Source organism: Geodermatophilus sp. SYSU D00698, assembly GCF_054050335.1.
In genome coordinates, this window is the sequence record NZ_JBJGZD010000018.1 from 76,753 (window position 1) to 91,699 (window position 14,947).

18 protein-coding genes are annotated in these 14,947 nt (G+C 75.9%); 8 read left to right on the forward strand and 10 right to left on the reverse strand.

Translation table 11 applies throughout. The annotated features are described in order from the left end of the window. Positions 1-82 precede the first annotated feature (82 nt). The 3 genes from ACI8AB_RS16525 to ACI8AB_RS16535 are packed head-to-tail and all read left to right on the forward strand — an operon-like array spanning position 83 to position 2,604. Positions 83-865, forward strand: coding sequence for a DUF4097 family beta strand repeat-containing protein (locus ACI8AB_RS16525; RefSeq protein WP_456950995.1), 783 nt, complete (start codon positions 83-85; stop codon positions 863-865). A 12-nt stretch (positions 866-877) separates the two neighbouring features. Beyond that, complete coding sequence (locus ACI8AB_RS16530; protein ID WP_456950996.1) at positions 878-1,819, forward strand: ATP-binding cassette domain-containing protein; 942 nt, start codon at positions 878-880, stop codon at positions 1,817-1,819. Further along, complete coding sequence (locus ACI8AB_RS16535) at positions 1,816-2,604, forward strand: ABC transporter permease (RefSeq protein ID WP_456950997.1); 789 nt, start codon at positions 1,816-1,818, stop codon at positions 2,602-2,604. Before ACI8AB_RS16530 ends, ACI8AB_RS16535 begins: the two co-directional genes overlap by 4 nt. Positions 2,605-2,658: 54 nt before the next feature. On the opposite strand, the gene ACI8AB_RS16540 is transcribed toward ACI8AB_RS16535, so the two are convergent. From ACI8AB_RS16540 to ACI8AB_RS16555, 4 genes are all read right to left on the reverse strand, one after another. Further along, positions 2,659-3,855, reverse strand: a complete 1,197-nt coding sequence (locus tag ACI8AB_RS16540) for an acyl-CoA dehydrogenase family protein (protein WP_387986161.1) — start codon at positions 3,853-3,855, stop codon at positions 2,659-2,661. Positions 3,856-4,015: 160 nt separating this feature from the next. Next, positions 4,016-4,969: an HpcH/HpaI aldolase/citrate lyase family protein gene (locus ACI8AB_RS16545; RefSeq protein WP_387986164.1), complete on the reverse strand. Its 954-nt coding sequence runs from the start codon at positions 4,967-4,969 to the stop codon at positions 4,016-4,018. A gap of 50 nt (positions 4,970-5,019) precedes the next feature. Then, positions 5,020-5,952 carry a DMT family transporter gene (locus tag ACI8AB_RS16550; protein WP_456950998.1) on the reverse strand — a complete coding sequence of 311 codons (933 nt, stop codon included), beginning with the start codon at positions 5,950-5,952 and terminating at the stop codon, positions 5,020-5,022. Next, positions 5,949-6,827, reverse strand: coding sequence for a PhzF family phenazine biosynthesis protein (locus ACI8AB_RS16555; RefSeq protein ID WP_456950999.1), 879 nt, complete (start codon positions 6,825-6,827; stop codon positions 5,949-5,951). The genes ACI8AB_RS16550 and ACI8AB_RS16555 overlap by 4 nt, the downstream gene beginning before the upstream one ends. Positions 6,828-6,852: 25 nt before the next feature. On the opposite strand from ACI8AB_RS16555, the gene ACI8AB_RS16560 reads away from it, so the two are divergent. Genes ACI8AB_RS16560 through ACI8AB_RS16570 form a run of 3 tightly spaced genes read left to right on the forward strand, consistent with a single transcriptional unit; the run spans position 6,853 to position 9,148 of the window. Next, a complete protein-coding gene (locus tag ACI8AB_RS16560) occupies positions 6,853-8,091 on the forward strand; it encodes a magnesium transporter MgtE N-terminal domain-containing protein (RefSeq protein ID WP_456951000.1) in 1,239 nt (412 codons plus the stop codon). Continuing rightward, a complete protein-coding gene (locus tag ACI8AB_RS16565; protein WP_456951001.1) occupies positions 8,084-8,623 on the forward strand; it encodes a DUF1003 domain-containing protein in 540 nt (179 codons plus the stop codon). Before ACI8AB_RS16560 ends, ACI8AB_RS16565 begins: the two co-directional genes overlap by 8 nt. Before the next feature lie 48 nt (positions 8,624-8,671). Further along, positions 8,672-9,148, forward strand: a complete 477-nt coding sequence (locus ACI8AB_RS16570) for a methylated-DNA--[protein]-cysteine S-methyltransferase (RefSeq protein WP_456951002.1) — start codon at positions 8,672-8,674, stop codon at positions 9,146-9,148. 31 nt (positions 9,149-9,179) lie between these two features. Here the strand turns inward: ACI8AB_RS16570 and ACI8AB_RS16575 are convergent, their stop codons facing one another. The 3 genes from ACI8AB_RS16575 to ACI8AB_RS16585 are packed head-to-tail and all read right to left on the reverse strand — an operon-like array spanning position 9,180 to position 10,767. Beyond that, positions 9,180-9,767 (reverse strand): hypothetical protein, encoded by a 588-nt coding sequence (locus ACI8AB_RS16575; RefSeq protein ID WP_456951003.1) that lies wholly within the window; start codon positions 9,765-9,767, stop codon positions 9,180-9,182. Beyond that, on the reverse strand, positions 9,764-10,081 hold the full coding sequence (locus tag ACI8AB_RS16580) for an AzlD domain-containing protein (protein ID WP_456951004.1): 318 nt from the start codon (positions 10,079-10,081) through the stop codon (positions 9,764-9,766). The genes ACI8AB_RS16575 and ACI8AB_RS16580 overlap by 4 nt, the downstream gene beginning before the upstream one ends. Continuing rightward, positions 10,078-10,767: an AzlC family ABC transporter permease gene (locus ACI8AB_RS16585; RefSeq protein ID WP_456951005.1), complete on the reverse strand. Its 690-nt coding sequence runs from the start codon at positions 10,765-10,767 to the stop codon at positions 10,078-10,080. The genes ACI8AB_RS16580 and ACI8AB_RS16585 overlap by 4 nt, the downstream gene beginning before the upstream one ends. Before the next feature lie 40 nt (positions 10,768-10,807). Between ACI8AB_RS16585 and ACI8AB_RS16590 the strand changes: the two genes are divergently transcribed. Continuing rightward, complete coding sequence (locus ACI8AB_RS16590; protein WP_456951006.1) at positions 10,808-10,939, forward strand: hypothetical protein; 132 nt, start codon at positions 10,808-10,810, stop codon at positions 10,937-10,939. Positions 10,940-11,096: 157 nt separating this feature from the next. Beyond that, a complete protein-coding gene (locus ACI8AB_RS16595) occupies positions 11,097-12,257 on the forward strand; it encodes an Mrp/NBP35 family ATP-binding protein (protein ID WP_387986181.1) in 1,161 nt (386 codons plus the stop codon). A 133-nt stretch (positions 12,258-12,390) separates the two neighbouring features. On the opposite strand, the gene ACI8AB_RS16600 is transcribed toward ACI8AB_RS16595, so the two are convergent. From ACI8AB_RS16600 to ACI8AB_RS16610, 3 genes are read right to left on the reverse strand one after another with little or no spacing between them, the layout of a single operon-like run. Then, positions 12,391-12,765, reverse strand: coding sequence for a mycothiol-dependent nitroreductase Rv2466c family protein (locus ACI8AB_RS16600; protein ID WP_456951007.1), 375 nt, complete (start codon positions 12,763-12,765; stop codon positions 12,391-12,393). A gap of 41 nt (positions 12,766-12,806) precedes the next feature. Next, positions 12,807-13,193: a twin-arginine translocase TatA/TatE family subunit gene (locus ACI8AB_RS16605; RefSeq protein WP_456951008.1), complete on the reverse strand. Its 387-nt coding sequence runs from the start codon at positions 13,191-13,193 to the stop codon at positions 12,807-12,809. Positions 13,194-13,243: 50 nt separating this feature from the next. Then, entirely contained in the window at positions 13,244-14,881 is a 1,638-nt protein-coding gene (locus tag ACI8AB_RS16610) for a trypsin-like peptidase domain-containing protein (protein ID WP_456951009.1), read from the reverse strand. Positions 14,882-14,947 lie beyond the last annotated feature (66 nt).

A 14,947-nucleotide genomic window follows, 5' to 3' on the forward strand; every position in this document is an offset into this window, starting at 1 on the left:
CCGCCCGCACCTGGACACGGCACCGCGACCCCGGCCGACCGGTCCGGGGGCGATTCCCCCTGCCCCGAGGAGGGCGCAGACCATGCCCACGTTCGACACACCCCACCCGATCAGCGCCCGCGTCGAGATCGCGGCGGGCACCGTCCGCGTCCGGGCCGCCGAGCGGCCCGACACGGTGGTCACCGTCCGGCCGCGCGGCTCCGCCGACGTCGCGGCCGCCGAGCACTGCGTCGTCGAGTTCACCGCCGGCGAGCTGCTGGTCCGCTCGACCGGCCGGTCCCGGCTGCTGTTCTTCGGCTCCGGCCCGGAGGTCGACGTCGACGTCGCCCTGCCCGAGGGCTCCTCCCTCGTCGCCCGGGCCGCCGCCGGGTCGATCACCTGCACCGGGCGGCTGGGGACCGTCGACGTCGAGAGCCGCCACGGCGACCTCGAGCTCGACCGCGCCGGCAGCGTGCGCGCCCGCACCTCCAGCGGCGACGTCACCGCCGCCGCCCTCGACGGCGAGGCCGAGGTGCACACCGCCTACGGCGACGTCCGGGTCGGCGCGGTCACCGGGACGGCGCGGCTGGAGACCGCGTGCGGGGACGTCGTCGTCGACCGCGCGCTCGGCTCGGTCACCGGCACCACCAGGTACGGACGGGTGCGTGTCGGCCAGGCGGTGCGCGGCTCGCTGGTGCTCGAGACCGCCTACGGCGAGGTCGAGGCCGGGGTGCGCGCGGGGACGGCGGCCTGGCTCGACGTGCAGTCGGGCTCCGGCCGCGTCCGCAACCTGCTCGGCGAGGCCGAGGGGCCCGGCGACGCGGAGGAGACCGTGGAGATCCACGCCCGCACCGCGTACGGCGACGTCCTCGTCCGCCGGGCCTGAGGGGAGCCGACCGTGACCGCCGCCGTCTCCGTCGCCGGCCTGCGCAAGGCCTTCGGCGCCACCGTCGTCCTCGACGGCCTGGACCTCACCGTGCCCGAGGGCACCGTCTACGCGCTGCTCGGCCCGAACGGGGCCGGCAAGACGACCACCGTCGACGTCCTGTCCACGCTGACCCCCGCCGACGCCGGGCAGGTCACCGTCGCCGGGCGCGACCTCGCCACCGACCCCGCCGGGGTGCGTGCCGCGATCGCGGTGACCGGCCAGTTCTCCGCCGTCGACGGCCTGCTGACCGGCCGGGAGAACCTCCGGCTCATGGCCGACCTGCACCACCTCGGCCGCCGCGAGGGGCAGCGCCGCGCCGCGGGCCTGCTCGAGCGCTTCGGCCTCGTCGAGGCGGCCGACCGGCTGCCGGCCACGTACTCCGGCGGCATGCGCCGCCGGCTGGACCTGGCGATGGGGCTGATGGGCGACCCGCGGGTGGTCTTCCTCGACGAGCCCACCACCGGCCTGGACCCGCGCAGCCGCCGCGCGACGTGGGACGTCGTCCGCGGGCTGGTCGCCGAGGGCGTCACCGTCCTGCTCACCACGCAGTACCTGGAGGAGGCCGACCAGCTGGCCGACCGGATCGGCTTGCTCGACCGCGGCCGGCTGGTCGCCGAGGGCACCGCCGACGAGCTCAAGCGGCTGGTCCCGGGCGGGTCGGTGCGGCTGCGGTTCGCCGACGCCGCCGCGCTCGACCGGGCCGCCCGCGCCCTGGGCGCCGGGACGGCCGACCCGGCGGGGCTGCAGCTGGAGGTGCCCTCCGACGGCAGCGTCGCGGCGCTGCGGTCGGTGCTCGCCCGCCTCGACGACGCCCGCGTCGACGTCGCCGGGCTGACCGTCGAGACGCCCGGTCTCGACGACGTCTTCCTGGCCCTCACCGGCCGCCCGACCCCCGAGGAGGTGCCGGCGTGAGCCTCGCCACCACCCTGACCGACAGCCGCACGATGCTGCGCCGCGACCTGCGGCACGCGGTGCGCTACCCGTCGCTGACCCTGATCGTGGCCGCGGTCCCGATCGTGTTCCTGCTGCTGTTCGTCTACGTCTTCGGCGGCACGCTCGGCGCCGGGCTGGGCGGGCCGGCCGGCGGGCGCGCCGAGTACGTCACCTACGTGGTGCCCGGCGTCCTGCTCCTGGCGGTCACCGGCAGCGCGCAGGGCACCGCGATCGCGATGGCCATGGACGTGACCGAGGGCATCGTCGCCCGCTTCCGGACCATGTCGATCGCCCGCGCGTCGGTGCTCACCGGGCACGTCCTCGGCGCCGTCGTCCAGACGCTGGTGGGCCTGGCCGTCGTCGTCGGGGTCGCCCTGCTCGTCGGCTTCCGGCCCGACGCCGGCGTGCCCGAGTGGCTCGCCGCGGTCGGCGTCCTGGCCATGACGGCGTTCGCGCTGGCCTGGCTGGCGGTCGCGATGGGCCTGGCGACGAAGACCGTCGAGGGGGCGAGCAACCTGCCGATGCCGCTGGTGCTGCTGCCCTTCCTCGCCAGCAGCTTCGTGCCGGTGGGGTCGATGCCGGCCGGGCTGCGGGAGTTCGCCGAGCACCAGCCGTTCACCCCGCTGACCGAGACGCTGCGCGGCCTGCTCACCGGCACCGCGATCGGCTCGAGTGCCTGGGTGGCGACGGCGTGGTGCGCGGCGATCGCGCTGGCCGGGTACCTCTGGGCGCGGCGCAACTACGAACGCCGCCCGGCCCGCTGAACGCACGAGCGGCCCGGGACCCGTGCCGGTCCCGGGCCGCTCGCGTGCGGTCCGTCAGCGCTTGAGGCCGTACTCCTTGAGCAGGCCGCGGCTGATGATCGTCTTCTGGATCTCGCTGGTGCCCTCGCCGATGAGCAGGAACGGCGCCTCGCGCATGAGCCGCTCGATCTCGTACTCCTTGGAGTAGCCGTAGCCGCCGTGGATGCGGAAGGACTGCGTGGTCACCTCGGCGCAGTACTCGCTGGCGATCAGCTTGGCCATGCCGGCCTCGACGTCGTTGCGCTTGCCGGCGTCCTTGAGCCGGGCGGCGTTGACCATCATCAGGTGCGCGGCCTCGACCTTGGTGGCCATCTCGGCGAGCTGGAACGCGATCGCCTGGTGCTGCACGATCGGCTTGCCGAAGGTCTCCCGCTGCTGGGCGTACTCCACGGCCAGCTCGAACGCGCGGATGGAGATGCCGCAGGCGCGGGCGGCGACGTTCACCCGGCCCACCTCGACGCCGTCCATCATCTGCGCGAAGCCCCGGCCGGGCTCCCCGCCCAGGATCATGTCCGCGCCGATGCGGTAGCCGTCGAACACCAGCTCGGTGGTGTCGACGCCCTTGTAGCCCATCTTGTCGATCTTGCCGGGGATGGTCAGGCCCGGGGCCACGGTGCCGAAGCCGGCCGGCTTCTCGACCAGGAACGTCGTCAGGTTCTGGTGCGGCTTGTCCGCCCCCAGGTCGGTGCGCACCAGCGCCGCCACCAGCGTCGACGAGCCGCCGTTGGTCAGCCACATCTTCTGGCCGTCGATGACGTACTCGTCGCCGTCCCTGACGGCCTTGGTGCGGATGCCGGCGACGTCGGAGCCCAGGCCCGGCTCGGACATCGAGAAGGCGCCGCGGACCTCGCCGGTGGCCATGCGCGGGAGGAAGTGGTCCTTCTGCTCCTGCGTGCCGTGCTGGCGGATCATGTAGGCGACGATGAAGTGGGTGTTGATGACGCCGGAGACGCTCATCCAGCCGCGGGCGATCTCCTCGACCACCAGCGCGTAGGTCAGCAGCGACTCCCCGAGGCCGCCGTACTCCTCGGGGATCATCAGCCCGAAGATGCCGAGCTCCTTGAGCCCGTCGACGATCTCCTGCGGGTACTCGTCGGCGTGCTCGAGCTCCTGCGCGTGCGGGATGATCTCCTTGTCCACGAAGCTCCTGACCGTCGACAGGATCTCCTGCTGGATGTCGGTCAGGTCGGCGGTCTGCGCCAGTCGGGCCACGCTCACTCCTCCGGGACTCCGGTGTCCGTCTGCTACCGGGGAGTATGGGCGACCTCCCCGCACCGGTCGCCGTGTCCCCGGTCACTCCGGCCCGGTCGCCCCGGGAACGACGACGGCCCGCCCGGGAGTCCCGGACGGGCCGCCTGTGGGTCGGGGTGGATCAGGCGTCGGGCGGGGTGAACGACGACGTCCGGGACATCCCCGCGGCGCGGCCCTTGCCCGCGATGACCAGCGCCATCTTGCGGCTGGCCTCGTCGATCATCTCGTCGCCGAGCATCGCCGAGCCCTTCTTGCCGCCGGCCTCGGAGGTGTACCAGTCGTAGGCGTCGAGGATGAGCTCGGCGTGGTCGTAGTCCTCCTGCGACGGCGCGTAGATCTCATTGGCGGCGTCGATCTGGCCGGGGTGCAGCACCCACTTGCCGTCGAAGCCGAGCACGGCCGAGCGCTTGGCGACCTCGCGGAAGGCGTCGACGTCGCGGACCTGCAGGAAGGGGCCGTCGATGGCCTGCACGCCGCGGGCGCGGGCGGCCATGAGGATCTGCATGAGGATGTAGTGGAACGGGTCGCCCGGGTAGTCGGGGTGCAGGGCGCCCACCACCAGCGACTTCATGTTGATGCTGGCCATGAAGTCGGCCGGGCCGAAGATGATCGTCTCGATCCGCGGGCTGGCGAACGCGATGTCGTTGACGTTGATCAGGCCCTGCGCGGTCTCGATCTGCGCCTCGATGCCGATCCGCCCGACCTCCAGGCCGTTGGCCTTCTCGATCTGGGTCAGCAGGAAGTCCAGCGCCGCGACCTGGGAGGCGTCGACGACCTTCGGCAGCATGATGCAGTCGAGGTTCGCGCCGGCGCCCTCGACCACCTCGATGACGTCGCGGTAGGTCCACTCCGTCGTCCAGTCGTTGACCCGGACCGTGCGGATCTTCTCGCCCCAGCCGCCCTCGTTGAGCGCCGCGACGATGTTCTTGCGGGCACCCGGCTTGGCCAGCGGCGCGCAGGCGTCCTCGAGGTCCAGGAACACCTGGTCGGCCGGCAGGCCCTTGGCCTTCTCCAGGAAGCGCGGGTTGCTGCCCGGCACGGCGAGGTTGGAACGACGGGATCGGAGCTCGGCCACGGTGCCTCCGCTGGTGATCGGGATCTTCGGCTACCGGAGGGTAACGACGGTCAGGTGACCGGCTCGACCGGCACCTGCGGCCGGCCGGCCCGGACCACCAGCGCCACCCCCGCGACCACGGCGACCATCCCCGGCAGCGCGAGCAGCGGCGGGGTCTGGCCGAGCAGCACCAGCGCGACCAGCAGCGCGCCGGGCACCTCCAGCAGCACCGCCAGCCCGACGACGGTGGGCCCCACGCTGGACAGCACCAGGTTGAGCAGCGTGTGCCCGAGGATCTGCGCGCACACGGTGATCGCCAGGATCAGCCACCAGTCGCGGGCGGGGAACCCGGCGAGCGGGGTGGTGGTGACCAGCGCGGCGACGGCGAGCACGGCCGCGCAGGTGGAGTAGCAGACGACCGAGTACGCCGACGTCGCCAGGCGGGCGCGGGCGCGGGCCCCGGCGAGCATGTAGCCGCCGGCGCAGACCGCCCCGAGCAGCGCCAGCCCGTCCCCGGCCAGCGCCTCGAGGCTGACCGCCACGTCGACCCCGGCGATCAGCGCGGCGCCGACGACGGCCAGCGCGAGCCCGGTCCACACCTGCGCGGGCAGCCGCACGCCGGACACCCGCGCGGCCAGCGCGGTCCAGATCGGCGTGGTGGTGACCAGCGCCGTCGACGCGGCGACCGTGGTCATCGACAGGCTGGGCAGCCACGCGGCGAAGTGCGCGGCGAGGAACAGCCCGGCCACGACCGAGCTGCCCAGGTCCCGCGGCCGCAGCCCGGTGAGGGTGGCGCGCTCGCGGCCCAGCAGCACCGGCACCAGCAGTGCGGCACCGGCGGCGTTGCGCCAGAACGCCAGCGCCAGGAACGAGGCGCCGACCAGCGCGGTCAGCGGGCCGGAGAAGGAGACCCCGACGACGGCGACCGCCATGAGCGCGACGTCGCGGGAGCCGGGCCGGTGGACCGCCCACGGGGAGACGGCCGCCGTCGAGCCGGCGCTCACGGCACGCGCATGCGCCCGGAGGCCACCGGCACCACCGCTCCGGACACCGTGGCCGCCGTCGCCCGGCCGCCGTCGGCGGTGACCGTGCACGACAGCACCGACGGCCGGCCCATCGCCTCACCCTGCCGCACCGTGTACGACGACGTCCCGTCCGGGGCGACCAGTCCGGTGGCGACCAGCCAGACGCCGGCGCCCAGCGCCGCCGAGCCGGTGGCCGGGTCCTCGCCCCAGCGCAGGTCGTTCGCGAACACGCGGGCGTACGCGGTGGAGCCGTCCCACGACAGCACCGCGACGCCCTCCCCCACCCCGAAGGCGGCCAGCGCGGCGGGGTCGGGGGCGGCGCGGTCGACGACGTCCGGGTGCACGGCGAGGAGGGCGAAGGGCAGGCCGCAGCCGGCGACGTGCGCGGGCAGCCCGACGACGTCGGCCGCCGACAGTCCCAGCGCCGCGGCCAGCGCCGCCGGGTCGGGGCCGTCCTCCAGCGTCGGCCGCCCGCCGGTGAGCGTCGCCCCGTCGCCGGTCACCTCGACCGGCAGGACGCCGGCGCCGCACTCCTGGTGCAGCGTGCCCGCGGCCAGCCGGCCGGTGCGCACCAGCGTGTGCGCGGCACCGACGCTCGGGTGCCCGGCGAACGGCAGCTCGGCGAAGGGGGTGAAGATCCGCACCCGGTAGGAGGCGCCCGGCTCGGTCGGCGCGCAGAGGAACGAGGTCTCCGACAGCGCGAACTCGTTGGCCAGCGCCTGGCACTGCCCGGTGGTCAGCGCGTCGGCGTCGAACACCACCGCGAGCGGGTTGCCCGCGAACGCCCGGGGGGCGAACACGTCGACGACCTCGTACTCGACGGACGCCGATCCGACGGACACAGGGCTCGCCACGACCCCGACGGTAGCCTCACCGAGTGTGAGCACGGTGACCAGGGCGTACGTCTCGCGGCTCGCCGGCCTGCCCGTCTTCGACCCCAACGGGGACCGGGTCGGGCGGCTGCGCGACGTCGTCGTGGCGCTGCGCGTGGACACCGCCTCCCCGCGGGTGCTGGGCCTGGTCGTGGAGGTCGTGGCCCGCCGCCGCATCTTCGTGCCGATGGGCCGGGTGACCAGCATCGACCCGGGCGCGGTCGTGCTCGCCTCGGGCACGCTCAACCTCAAGCGCTTCGAGCAGCGGCGCGGCGAGACGCTGGTCCTCGGCGAGCTGCTGGACCGGACCGTGACCGTCCGCGAGTCGGGCCGGCGGGCCACCGTCGTCGACGCCGGGATCGAGCAGACCCGCACCGGCGAGTGGCAGGTCACCCGCCTGGCCGTGCAGGAGCCCGGCCGGCTCGGCCGCCGCGGGCAGCTGCACCAGCTGGCGTGGGACGAGGTCGCCGGGCTCGCGCTGCCGGAGAGCGGGCAGGGCGCCGAGACGCTGATCGCCACCTACCGCGAGCTCAACGCCGCCGACCTCGCCCACGCCCTGCAGGACCTGCCGATCAAGCGGCGGCACGAGGTCGCCGAGGCCCTCGACGACGAGCGGCTGGCCGACGTGCTCGGCGAGCTGCCCGAGGCCGAGCAGGTCACCATCCTCGGCACGCTGGACGAGTCCCGGGCCGCCGACGTGCTCGAGGTCATGGACCCCGACGACGCCGCCGACGTGCTCGCCGAGCTGTCCAACGTCGACCGCAACCGGCTGCTCGAGCTGATGGAGCCCGACGAGGCCGAGCCGGTGCGCCAGCTCCTGCAGTACTCCGAGGACACCGCCGGCGGGATCATGACCAGCGAGCCGGTGATCCTCGCGCCGGACGCGACCATCGCCGAGGCGCTGGCCCGGGTGCGCGAGCCCGAGCTGACGCCGGCGCTGGCCAGCCAGGTGTACGTCTGCCGGCCGCCGTCGGCCACCCCGACCGGGCGCTACCTGGGCCTGGCGCACATCCAGCGGCTGCTGCGCGAGCCGCCGTCCGGCCTGGTGAGCGGGGTGCTCGACGACCTGGACCCGCTGCGCCCGGAGGCGCCGCTGGCCGAGGTCACCCGGTACTTCGCCACCTACAACCTGGTGGCCGCGCCGGTGGTCGACGAGCAGGGCCGGCTGGTGGGCGCGGTGAGCGTCGACGACGTCCTCGACCACCTGCTGCCGGAGGACTGGCGCGAACGGGCCCGCCGTGGCTGACGGCCGCCGGCTCGACGTCCCCCGCGGCTCGTCCCGCGGGATCACCGGCTACCTGCGGCTGGACCCCGACGCGGTCGGCCGGTTCGCCGAGGGGATCGCCCGCTTCCTCGGCACGGGGCGCTTCCTCGCCGTCCAGACGGTGATCGTGGTGCTCTGGATCGCCCTCAACGTCTTCGCCGTCCGGCTGCGCTGGGACCCCTATCCCTTCATCCTGCTCAACCTGGCCTTCTCCACCCAGGCCGCCTACGCCGCGCCGCTGATCCTGCTGGCGCAGAACCGGCAGGCCGACCGCGACCGCGTGCAGGCCGAGGAGGACCGCGCCCGCGCCGCGCAGACCCGCGCGGACACCGAGTACCTGGCCCGCGAGCTCGCCGCGCTGCGGGTGGCCATCGGCGAGCTCGCCACCCGCGACTTCATCCGCGGCGAGCTGGGCCGCCTCGCCGAGAGCCGCTCGCCCGAGGAGCGGGAGAAGAAGGTCAAGAAGAAGCAGAAGGACCCCGTCCAGCCGGCGCTCGCGGACCCGACGGCGTAGCGCGCCGGGCCGCCCGGGCTGTCGTCCCCCCGCGGCACACTGCCGGGCATGCGCACGCACGCAGTGGTGGCCTCACCCATCGGGCCGCTGACCGTCGTCGCCGACGACGGCGTGCTCGTCCGGCTGTACCTCTCACCACCGGACCCGCAGGCCGATCTGGGCGCGCGGGACGACGCCGCGCTCGCCGACGTGGCGGGCCAGCTCGGCGAGTACCTCGCCGGGGAGCGGGAGGCGTTCGACCTGCCGCTGCGCCCGCGCGGCAGCGACTTCGAGCTGGCCGTCTGGGAGCAGCTCACCCGCATCCCCTACGGCCGGACGACCACCTACGGGGCGGTGGCGAGAGCCGTCGGCGAGCCGGGCGGCGCGCAGGCCGTCGGCCTGGCGTGCGGGAGGAACCCGCTGGCGATCGTCGTCCCGTGCCACCGGGTGGTCGGCGCCGACGGCAGCCTGGTCGGTTTCGGCGGCGGGCTGTCCCGCAAGCGCTTCCTGCTCGACCTGGAGCAGCGGGACGCCCGGCTGTTCTGAGCCTGCGCCGGAGGGCCCGGCGGCCGGGGGCTCAGCCCAGCACCGCGCGCAGCACGTGCAGCCCGGCGGCGGCCGCCGCCGTCGCCGGGACGACCAGCGCGAGCGCCCAGGCCCGCGTGCCCCGGCAGCGCGGCAGCACGGCGGTGAGCAGCACCGCGGCGACGACGTCGGCGGCCGCCTGCACGGGGCGCGGGTCCGTCCCGCCCGGCCACAGCGCGGGCGCGTCCCCACCGGCCAGCGCGATCCCCGCGAGCCCCGCCACCAGCGCCCCGGGCAGCGGCCCGCCCGCGCGGGTGCCCAGCCACGCGGCGGCCGCGGTCGCCGGGACGGCGGTGGCGGACAGGACCAGCCAGGCGGCGAGGAGCCCCGGCGTCCAGGCGAACCCGAGCACGACCGCGGCCCAGGTGTAGTAGGCGACCGTCATGGCGGCGAAGAACGCGGCCGCGCGGACCGCGGCGGCCCGGGCCGACGGCGCCCAGCGGCCGAGCGCGGCGACGGCCAGCACCCACGCGGCCGGCTGGCTGCCCAGCGCGGCGGCCCAGGCGACCCCCGACTCGTCGGCGGCCTTGGCGGCGACCCCGGCCAGCAGCCCCAGCAGCGCGGCCCGCAGCGGCGTCACGCGGTCAGGACGTGCACCAGCGCACCGGTGGCGCCGGCCAGCACGAGCACCACGATGAACGGCGCGCGCAGCGCGAGGGCGACCGCCGCGACCGCGACCCCGGCCAGCCGGCCGTCCACCACGAGGTCCTGTCCGGAGGTCAGCGCCTGCACCGCGACCAGGGCGGCCAGCAGCGCCGCGGGCACGAAGGTGACCAGCCGGGTCACCCACGGCCGCTCGACCCAGGCCGCGGGCACCGACAGCCCGGCCAGCTTCAGCAGGTAGCAGCCCAGCGACCCGACGACGACCACCGTCCACAGCGTCCCGCTGCTCACGCCGCCTCCTCCCGCGGCCGGCCGGCCAGCACCACCGCGACGACGGCGGCGACCACCTGCACGCCCGGCGGCACGAACGGGGTCAGCGCCAGCGCCACGGCCGCGCCGCCCAGCGCCACCCGGCGGGCGACGGCCGGTTCCTCGGCGCCGGCGCGCAGCCGCGGCCACAGCAGCGCCAGGAAGGCGGCCGGGACGACGGCGTCCAGCGCCGCCTCGGCGGTCTCCCCCAGCGCCCCGGCACCGAGCGCGCCGGCCAGGGTGGTGGCGTTCCACACCGTGAAGATCGACGCCCCGCCGGCGAGGAAGGCCAGCCGGGACAGGTCGCGGTCGGGGGCGGCCACGGCCAGCGCCGTCGTCTCGTCGATCACCCAGTGCGCCAGGCCCAGCCGGCGCAGCAGCCCGCGCGGGGCCAGCAGCGGCGCCAGGCGGACGCCGTAGACGGTGTTGCGGGTGCCCAGCAGCAGCGCGCTGCCGATCGCGGCCGCGCCCCCGCCGCCGGCTCCGAGGACGCCGACCAGCGCGAACTGCGAGGCGCCGGTGAACATCAGCAGCGACATGGTCAGCGCCTGCCAGGGGTCCAGGCCGGCGGCGTCGGCGGCCGCGCCGAAGGCGACGCCGTAGAGGCCGACGGCCACCCCGAGCCCGATCGCGTCGCGGAGGACGGCGGCACGCGCGGGAGCGGACACGTCGCCGCAGCCTACGGCCCGGCTGCGTACGGCCGGGCGCGTGACCGGAGCCGCGGACGCCGACGTCCTCGACGCGCTCGTCGCGTACTCGCGGGGTGGCGGCCGCGGGCTGGACCGGCTCCTGCGGGACGCCGGCGTGGAGCACCGCCGCTGGGTCCGCGTGGGCGGCTGACCGCCCGGTACGGCACCGGCCGGGTGCGCAGCACATCACCTCCGCAGCCGGCGGCACCCGGTGCCCGCCGCCGTACAGTGGCAGGTGGACCGGAGTGCAGGTCGCCGACGTGTGGTGCCGCGGACCGGGTCCCCCGTCGAAGGAGACACATCCCCCCATGTCCGACACGCTGACCGGCTCGCCGGCGCTCGACGCCGTCAACGCCGCTCTGGCCACCGTCCAGGACCCGGAGATCAACCGTCCGCTGACCGACCTCGGGATGGTCAAGGACGTGCAGATCGGCGTCGGCGGCGACCCGGGCGCCGTGCGCGTCGAGGTCTACCTCACCGTGGCCGGCTGCCCGATGCGCGAGACGATCACCAACCGGGTGACCGCCGCCGTCTCCGCCGTCCCCGGCGTGACGTCGGTGCAGGTCGGCCTGGACGTGATGAGCGACGAGCAGCGCGCCGAGCTGCGCCGCACCGTCCGCGGCACCGACGCGGCCGACCCCGTCATCCCCTTCGCCCAGCCGGGCTCGCTGACCCGCGTCTACGCGGTCGCGTCCGGCAAGGGCGGCGTCGGGAAGTCCAGCGTCACCGTCAACCTCGCCGCGGCGCTGGCCAAGCGGGGCCTGTCGGTCGGCGTCGTGGACGCCGACATCTACGGCCACTCGGTGCCGCGCATGCTGGGCGTCGACGACAAGCCGACCCAGGTCGACAACATGATCATGCCGCCGCAGTCCATGGGCGTGAAGGTCATCTCGATCGGCATGTTCACCCCGGGCAACACCCCGGTCGTGTGGCGCGGCCCGATGCTGCACCGCGCGCTGCAGCAGTTCCTCGCCGACGTGTGGTGGGGCGACCTCGACGTCCTGCTGCTCGACCTGCCGCCCGGCACCGGCGACGTCGCGATCTCCATCGCCCAGCTGCTGCCCAACGCCGAGATCCTCGTGGTGACCACGCCGCAGCAGGCCGCCGCCGAGGTGGCCGAGCGGGCCGGCGCGATCGCCACCCAGACCCACCAGCAGGTCGTCGGCGTCATCGAGAACATGTCGTGGCTCGAGCTGCCCGACGGCTCCCGCATGGAGGTCTTCGGCTCCGGCGGCGGCCAGGCGGTCTCCGACGCGCTCACCCGGCTGCTCGGCGCCACCGTGCCGCTGCTCGGCCAGGTCCCGCTCGACACCCGGCTGCGGGAGGCCGGGGACGCCGGTGCGCCGATCGTGCTCGCCGACCCCGAGACCCCGGCCGCCAAGGCGCTGACGAAGGTCGCCGACTCCCTCGCCGTCCGCCAGCGCGGGCTGTCGGGCATGTCGCTGGGGCTCACCCCCGTCCGCCGCTAGGACCCGCTCGGACCGAGGGCCGGGCCCCGCGCGGGGGGGGGGGCGGGGCGGGGCTCAGGCGCGCCGCGGCGCCGGCGGGCACCCCACGACCACGTGGAACCCCCCCCGCGCGGGGGCCGGGCCTCGGCGCGTCTCAGCCGCGCGGCGGCTCGTGCGGGCGCCCCTCGAGCTCGTGGAAGCCGCCGGTCCCGGCGACGAGCACGACGCCGTCCCACAGCCGGCCCGTCTCCTCGCCGACGGGCACGCGGGAGAGCACGGGACCCCACCAGGCCGACGGCGTCGCGGACCCCGTGGCCACGATCGGGGTGCCGACGTGCGGGCCCACCGGCTCGACGCCCAGCCGACGCGAGGCCCGCACCAGGTCGTCGTGGGCGGACGTGTGCGCGGCCCCGGCCAGGGCCTCCGGCGGGCCGACCGCGCGCAGCAGGTCCCGCGTGTCCGGCCACTCGCCGCGCCCGTGCACGGCCTCGCCGTGGGCCCGGTGGAGCGCGACCGGGGCGCGGGTCACCCCGCGGGTCCTGCCGCGACCGGCCGCCGCGGCGGGACCCGCTAGGTCGCGTCGACGTCGAACGGCGGCGGGGTGCTCCGGTCGTGCTCGACGACGGCCGGGCGCCTGGCGGGTTTCACCAGGCTCGCCGCGGTCGCACCCGCGGCGGCGGCGCCGCGGCGCACCGGCGGGGCGTCGTCGTCCTCGAACAGCTGGGCGCGGATGAACGTCTTCGGGTGGTACTTGCGCAGGTCCAGGTCACGCAGGCCGGTGAGGTCCTCACCGAGGGACTCGTCGACCTGGGCGCGCACCCCGGTGATCGCCTGCTTGACCTTCTTCAGCCCGGCCGCGGCGTCCCGCGCCAGGGTCGGCAGTCGCTCGGGCCCGAAGATGAACAGCGCGGCCAGCGCCAGGACGACGATCTCGCCCCAGCCGATCGAGTCGAACACGCGCCGCTCCCTCCTCCGCGGGTCCCAGGGTATGCGGTGCCCGGGCCGGGTCAGGCCTCGGCGAGGGTGGCCTGGACCGTCGTCGACGACCCGTTGCGGACCAGCTCGATGGTCACCACGTCCCCGGGGTCGTGGGCGTCGACGGCGACGACGAGCTCCTCGGAGCTGCCCACGGCCTGGTCGTCGACGGCGATGACGACGTCCTGCTCGCGGATCCCGGCTTGGGCCGCGGGGCTGCCCGGCTCCACGTTGAGGACCAGCGCGCCGTCGCGGGTGCCGTCGGTGACCGACCGGGTGTTCACCCCGAGGGTCGCGTGCACCGCGTTGCCGGTGGCGATCAGCTGCTCGGCGACGTCGCGGGCGGTGTCGATGGGGATGGCGAAGCCCAGGCCCACGCTGCCGCCGCCCAGCGAGGCGATCGCGGTGTTGATGCCGATGACCGCGCCGGTGGCGTCGACCAGCGCGCCGCCGGAGTTGCCCGGGTTGATCGGCGCGTCGGTCTGCACCGCGCTGATCACGGCGTTGGTGTCGCTGCCCTCCCCCGCCAGCCGCACCGGCCGGTCGAGGGCGGAGACGATGCCGCTGGTGACCGTGCCGGCCAGGCCCAGCGGCGAGCCGATCGCCACCACCGGGTCGCCGACCACGACGTCGTCGGAGTTGCCCAGCGAGGCGGTGACCAGCCCCGGCCTCTCCACCTTGACGACGGCGATGTCGCTCGCCGGGTCGCGGCCGACGATGCGCGCGGCCGAGCCGCTGCCGTCGCTGAACACCGCCCGGATCTCCGCGCCGTCCACGCCGTCGGCGCCGGAGATGACGTGGTTGTTGGTGACGATGTAGCCGCCCTCGCCGTCGATGACGACGCCGGAGCCGGTCGCGCCGGCGTCGCCGATGCGCACCTCGATCGACACGACCGCCGGCGCCACCCGGCCGGCGATGTCCGACACCGACCCCGGCTCGCGGCTGATGCCCTCGTCGGTCTCCGACAGCGTGGTGCCCGGCGCCAGCAGCGGGGTCTCGCTGGCCTCGCGGGTCAGCAGGTAGCCCACGCCGCCGCCGAGCGCGCCGGCGAGCAGCACGACGAGGACGACCAGGAACGCCACCCGCACCGACAGGTCGCGCAGCCGCAGCTTCTTCCGGCCCTTCCGGTCGACGACGACCGGGCCCTCCTGCTCGGACTCCTCCTCGAACACCGCCGGGCCGGTGAGGCCGGCCGGGGCGTGCGGGTCGCGCCAGGGGTCGCTCTTCGCGTCGGGCTTCCACCACGGCCCGGCCGAGGTGCGGCGGCGCCCGGGGCGGCCGCCGGGCGGCTCCTGCAGCCCGGCCTGCCCGGCCGGGGCGCGGAAGGCGCGCAGCACGGCCTCCGGCGGCGGCGGGGCCACCGGCCGCGGCGACGGGGTCGGGCGGTCGCCGGCGAAGCTGCCCGGGACGGCCGGCGGGCGGCCGAACGCGGCGGCCTGGGCGGGACTGGTCGGCGGCTGCGCCGGCACCGCGGCGGGGCGTGGCCGCTCCGGCGGCGCGAAGGAGCCGGTCGCCCCGGCGGGACGGGCGAAGACCGCGTCGTCGCCCCCCGTGCCGGCGGCGACCGGCGGGCGGACGACCGCCTCCACCGTGCGCTCGCCGTCGCGGGGAGCACCGCCGGGAGCGGGCTCCGAGGGACCGGTCTCGCGGGCGTCGTCGGGTGCGGTCACGGGTTCAGGGTCCTCCCGGACCTGGCGGCGGACGTGGACTACGGGTGCCGGCGCGACGGTACCCGC

Bases quoted from the DNA above. Each gene is read 5' to 3' on its own strand.
- ACI8AB_RS16525 (WP_456950995.1), top strand. From the start codon at position 83: ATGCCCACGTTCGACACACCCCACCCGATCAGCGCCCGCGTCGAGATC.
- ACI8AB_RS16570 (WP_456951002.1), top strand. From the start codon at position 8,672: ATGCGCACGCACGCAGTGGTGGCCTCACCCATCGGGCCGCTGACCGTC.
- ACI8AB_RS16595 (WP_387986181.1), top strand. From the start codon at position 11,097: ATGTCCGACACGCTGACCGGCTCGCCGGCGCTCGACGCCGTCAACGCC.